This is a genomic window from Endozoicomonas sp. ONNA2 (assembly GCF_024606365.1).
Taxonomy (GTDB): Bacteria; Pseudomonadota; Gammaproteobacteria; order Pseudomonadales; family Endozoicomonadaceae; genus Endozoicomonas.
Genome location: NZ_JAHHPO010001091.1, coordinates 1 through 5,099 on the forward strand (window position 1 = coordinate 1; position 5,099 = coordinate 5,099).

Annotated in this window: 4 protein-coding genes; all 4 read left to right on the plus strand. The window is 42.7% G+C overall.

All coding sequences use genetic code 11. The annotated features are described in order from the left end of the window. A partial coding sequence (locus tag KDK14_RS19525; protein ID WP_257266884.1) for a hypothetical protein occupies nucleotides 1–206 on the plus strand: 206 nt, incomplete at its 5' end. A gap of 149 nt (nucleotides 207–355) precedes the next feature. Then, nucleotides 356–1,534 (plus strand): hypothetical protein, encoded by a 1,179-nt coding sequence (locus tag KDK14_RS19530; RefSeq protein WP_257266885.1) that lies wholly within the window; start codon nucleotides 356–358, stop codon nucleotides 1,532–1,534. A 236-nt stretch (nucleotides 1,535–1,770) separates the two neighbouring features. Beyond that, nucleotides 1,771–3,804: a leukocidin family pore-forming toxin gene (locus KDK14_RS19535; RefSeq protein WP_257266886.1), complete on the plus strand. Its 2,034-nt coding sequence runs from the start codon at nucleotides 1,771–1,773 to the stop codon at nucleotides 3,802–3,804. A gap of 206 nt (nucleotides 3,805–4,010) precedes the next feature. Then, nucleotides 4,011–5,009 carry a caspase family protein gene (locus KDK14_RS19540; protein ID WP_257266887.1) on the plus strand — a complete coding sequence of 333 codons (999 nt, stop codon included), beginning with the start codon at nucleotides 4,011–4,013 and terminating at the stop codon, nucleotides 5,007–5,009. Nucleotides 5,010–5,099 lie beyond the last annotated feature (90 nt).

Genomic DNA, 5,099 nt, shown 5'->3' on the forward strand with positions numbered 1-5,099 from the left:
CTATGAAGAGGGCTCCATCAGCAAAAAATGTCGGTGTTATTTCGGGACAATTACTAAGGCATATTATGAGTCGTCATAGGTTCAAGAGGAATTTCGGTGTTAGTTTCTGTGGTTACGCGCCTAAATCATATGTAGTGCTTTCCCAATCAGGCAAATTCTACTGGATAGTGGTAAAAGACAGCGTGTTGCGTAACTACAACATTTAGTTAGTTCCTATTCAAAAACTCTAGCCCTTGGGCCACTTAACCTACTGATATTTGGCGAACTCTAAAACATGTTAAATTGGTTTAAAATGTAATATGTTCGGGTTACTCTCTACGTCCCTCTTTATTAACTATCTGATTGTTCATTCAAAATGCAAATTCCTGAAATCATTAAAGCTTTGGCAATGTTTAGGCTGGCATTGGCCATAAGTCTTGTTTGCAGTCTGGTTGGATTGGTACATGCCTCTTCACCATTGCCACCGGGCTACTTTAATAAGCAATTTAATCAACTAGTCCGAACCACCTACCCTCATTGCTGGGGAAACTGGAATTTAAACCCCGACATAAGGGTGGGGGCCATTGGAACGATTGATGCCAAATCGGGCACATTCAGGTATTCTGGCGTCAACTTAGATGACCTTGAGATACAATCGATTCCATTGAATAAATCGCTTTTGTTGAGTAAAGGTGATGTGCAGCAATCAGGCTTGGAATTCAAGTCTGAACTAGAAATTGCTAATGAAGTTTCCGGTACCGGCCAAATGACATGGAAATTTGCCAAACGTGGATCGATGGTTGCCCAGTGGGCACTTAAATCACAGCAGGTTATGACCGATCCTGTTAGCACCTTATATCGGGAAATAGACACGCTGAAAGCAGAGGCTAATAACAACAACATGTTAGTTGATAACGGTATTGTTCAGGGTTTTGGTGTGATTACCAGTGTTATCATGGCAGACGCTGGAATCTCACTGGGTTCAGAAATGAGTAATTCTGAATTTAGGATTAATGGTAGTTCTGAGCTGATTAGGGCGTTAACAGGTCAAGGGAATGTGTCTGCTGGTTATTACCAAACTCATGTTAGTGGACAGGTTACCAGTTTTATATGGCCAGCAGATATAACTGATACAGTTGAGACTGTGCCCATTGCTTTCACCTTTTCATCTATTGATGGAGATAGAGTTATCCCCGGCTGGCTCCGCGAAATCTCGTTTTTCGAGATTAGAATTAACAATCTCGGTAGCTACCATCTTCGTGCAGAACTCAAATACGAGTGCCCCTATACTGGTATAACTCACCGATCAGCCACTATATATTCTTATGGGGATATGATCTTTGGTGAAATTCCAATAGATGCAACCAACATCAATCTTGTCATCAACTATCGAACCGTTTTCAATAATAGTGAAACAAAAAAGCGCTTTTTCTGGAAATCCCCGTTGGGAAGCTGGTCTTCAGGCTCTTATACAATTGATGTCAAAGGTCAGTGGCCTTCTAATATTAGTTTCCACGGATACGAAAATGGGAATGGGAATGGGAAAAAGTATTAAGGGCAATCTTAATCAGGCACTACGTTGTTAGTTGTAAAGAGTATCACCCCTTTTCAGCGGTATGGTTGATATTCTAGATATTTATTTAGGAGGTTTAGATGAAAATATCATACTTAAAATTGATACCGGTCTTGATTGTATGTTTTGTTTCAGCTCTTAACTGCACTTCTGCTTGCGGCCATTGTCTCCCCGGAGTGTGGGGTTGTGTTGACGGCTCAAGTGATTCAGGTGATTCAATGCCCGGTAATAATTTACCACCCAGTCAGAGTGAGCACGGAGGTTCACCGGTTAGGCAAAGTGTAAATAACAGATCTTTCGACGTACATTCAGATATGTCAGATATGGTAGTTGTGGCATCAGGCAACTTGTCTAATACAATGCTCAATATATTGAGTAAACGAGGTTGGAGTGCTCAAATGATGGTCGAGGAGCCTGTTCAGGGTAATGAACAAGGGATCAATTTGTTGGTTGTTAATCCCAGTAATCCACTGCCAGAGGACGAGAAAAGGAATGCGCGGGATTTATTTAGGAAAGGAGTTCCTGTGATTATTGATGGAACTGAGATCTATGATGATAAGTACTTTCAGGAGATTTGTAAATACATTACGGGTGTGGGAGTTTCCGCTAACGTTTTGTTGGCCAGAATACAGGAGGATGGAGTACCTGAATTAAGGGCAGTGGACGTTTCCTCCCCCGACTTTGAAGTAATAGCTGATCATGTTGAATTGCGCTCTGTTATGCCAGCTAATGGCGGGTTGTCAGCAGATTTGGGAGATTTATTACAGAGTGAGATCAGCGATTTGATTACAGAGTTGATTAATATTGGAGGCACTAAAAACAGTTTTACAGACCGCTCAGTGGGTGTGGCTGATCTGGTAAATTCTACGATGTCGCGTCGTTTATCAACTCCCCGTTCTCTGCATCGCCCTGAAATGACCATACCACTGGAATTTCGTTCGGTGATTGGGCGCTGTATGTTACCAAGAAGATGGAACAGTGGTAGTACTTACGATGCCTGTGATGGAAAGCTATCAGTTTCTCTCTTTTATTCTGTTGACTTGGTTCGTTCAGTGCCGAATGGACAAGGGGGAGATAAAAATTCTGACGATAGCAAGTATATTCGTATAACGCTTAACCCTAAAAATAATGGTGGTGCTGGTTGGCATTTGGCCAAATCTCCTAGCCATGCACATCCGTGGTTTGAGAGTTGGACACGCCGGGAGACTCGGTTTGCCCCTATTGCCATGGAATACGGAATGGAAATCAAGAGCAATGATCCTGAGCTTAAGCTTTTCCATAGCATACCCAATAACCAACCAATGCATACAAAGGTTACAGACTCTTCCGGATTCCAGGTGGGGGTCACTTCCCAAGCCAGTGCCGAGGTAGGCGCACAAGGGCCTGCTGTTGGTGCAAGTACCAGTGCGAGTTTTTCATACTCGAGTAACCGTCAAGTCAGTTATGACGTATATGAGTATTCTGTGAAAAATTTATCAAGTGCAGCCGCTGACGGGGATTCTGCACGCTGGTTGTGGGCACGGGATTGGGGGAGCGTTAATAGTTGGAAGACTCGTGATACAGATGCACTTTGGGGGAGGGATTGGGTTTTTGATGATTCTAAGTTTAGTAATGCTGCGTATTCCAACTTCAAGCCAGGCATGAGTGCTACCTTTAGAGTGCCTGCTAACAAAAAGGGACCCTCAACATTGGATCTGATTAATACTGTTGAGGTTGATGCTCTTTTTGGAGAGGTGGAGTATGCATTCTGGTTTTCTAATTATGCAGTTAAAGGCGCGAAGACCCTGACTTATACAAGGAAGAAAAATATTACCGTAGATTGGGGTTCTCCTTTCTTTGATCCTGAAGTACCTGTTTCTCTGGAAGCTTATGCACTTAACTCCAAAGAAGGGATGTGTCTTGACGTTTGGCAAAACTCCCAGAAAGTGGGTGAAGATGTCATATTATGGCGCTGCCATTACGCCAATAATCAGATCTGGGGTATGGATGGTTACCAACGAATCCGCTCAAAAGTCGCAGGTGACCGTTGTATGGAAGTGACGTCTGACAACAAGCTGAAGGTGCAGAGCTGTAGTGCATCTGCAAGACAGAAATGGCGCTGGGAGGGTGATCAGCTCATAAGTGAGATTGGGTTAAAATTGGCGGTTGTTGATAACTTGCCAACATTGGTTGATCCTGAAACGGATGTTTATAGCAAATGGAAGAATTATATACGTCCCGTCAAGGCATCCGGCATCTTGACAGTTCGTTAGGAGATAAAGGCTAAGGATGGCTACGCCTCATTGCAAGTGCTGCCATTTTCTGGGTGAGTTCCGTGGCCGTTGGTTTTCCGAGACCGAATGACATTTTTAACCAATTCCATATTTTTACGAATTCAGGATTTATGAAATTCGTCCAATGAGGTGAGCTTACGGTATCTGAATGCTCACACCTCAGACTGTCAAGCATGAGGCCTATAATGTTCGCTTCCTGTGTAATTCGACTTTTGAATCTTTTTTTAAAACCTATCTCCTTATTCATTTGCCTATTACTGATTTTACTATTTCCGCCAAACGCTCTTAGTGCAAATAATCAGTATGTTTCAATTAGTCAGACCGGTTGTTATGACAACCAGTGCCCATTAGATAGTGACTTCTATTTTGAGTTTGAAAACATGCATATGATTAAGGGGCTTTTTACCGGACAGAACTATGACGATATTCCAGAAGTACCGACACTAAACGGCTGCCGTAACGATGCATGGAATTTTTTTAATTGGGCTACCATTAGCAAAGGAATACCTGCTAATTCGCTCAAGGTTCTTACTGATCGCTTAGGCCCATTAAGCAAATCCATAGTACTTTCAGAAATTGAGCGTATGGCTGAGAAGACTCATACTGAAAACGGGCCACATCGCATATTAATCAGTTTTTCCGGACATGGCACGCGTAAAAAAGATACCAGTGGTGATGAGCTGGACGGTATGGATGAACTCATGGTTTGTGGTCGCGACATTGTTTCAGATGATGAACTACATAATTCATTTAAACGCTTCCATAAAAGCGCCAGAATTCTGGTATTTGTTGACACCTGTCACTCAGGTACTATGTTTGACCTGCCCTATCGCTATGTATATAACGCGGTCCATCCAGATATTGTACAAGAGATTGATACCAAAAGGGACAGGGACATTCCCGCCTACATGATTGTGATAGCAGCCAGCCGTGATAGGGAAACCGCAGCTGATGCCTTTTTACCAAGTCCAAGCGCTAGTTCATGGAGTAGTCAGGGTGACTTTAGTAATCGGATGATTAATACATTTAATGAGGTTTTCTCCCATAACTTATACGTAAGAAATATTCCTGCTCTGCTCCGGGATCAAAAACTGGATGTTGAGATCAGATACAACTTAAATCAGAATGCGACTCTTTCGACAAACTTCCGATTAGGCAAAGATCTTAGGCTTTTTGATTGGTAGGAGCCCATCTCACTTGGGTGAAAGGTTTGTCTCAGAGTAACTATTCAGCACCCAGCAAAGGCATATTACTGTAATTCTGAACAGCTCTAA

Excerpts from the sequence above, each read along its gene's own strand:
- KDK14_RS19530 (WP_257266885.1), top strand. The coding sequence starts at position 356 with ATGCAAATTCCTGAAATCATTAAAGCTTTGGCAATGTTTAGGCTGGCA.
- KDK14_RS19540 (WP_257266887.1), top strand. The coding sequence starts at position 4,011 with ATGTTCGCTTCCTGTGTAATTCGACTTTTGAATCTTTTTTTAAAACCT.
- KDK14_RS19535 (WP_257266886.1), top strand. The coding sequence starts at position 1,771 with ATGCCCGGTAATAATTTACCACCCAGTCAGAGTGAGCACGGAGGTTCA.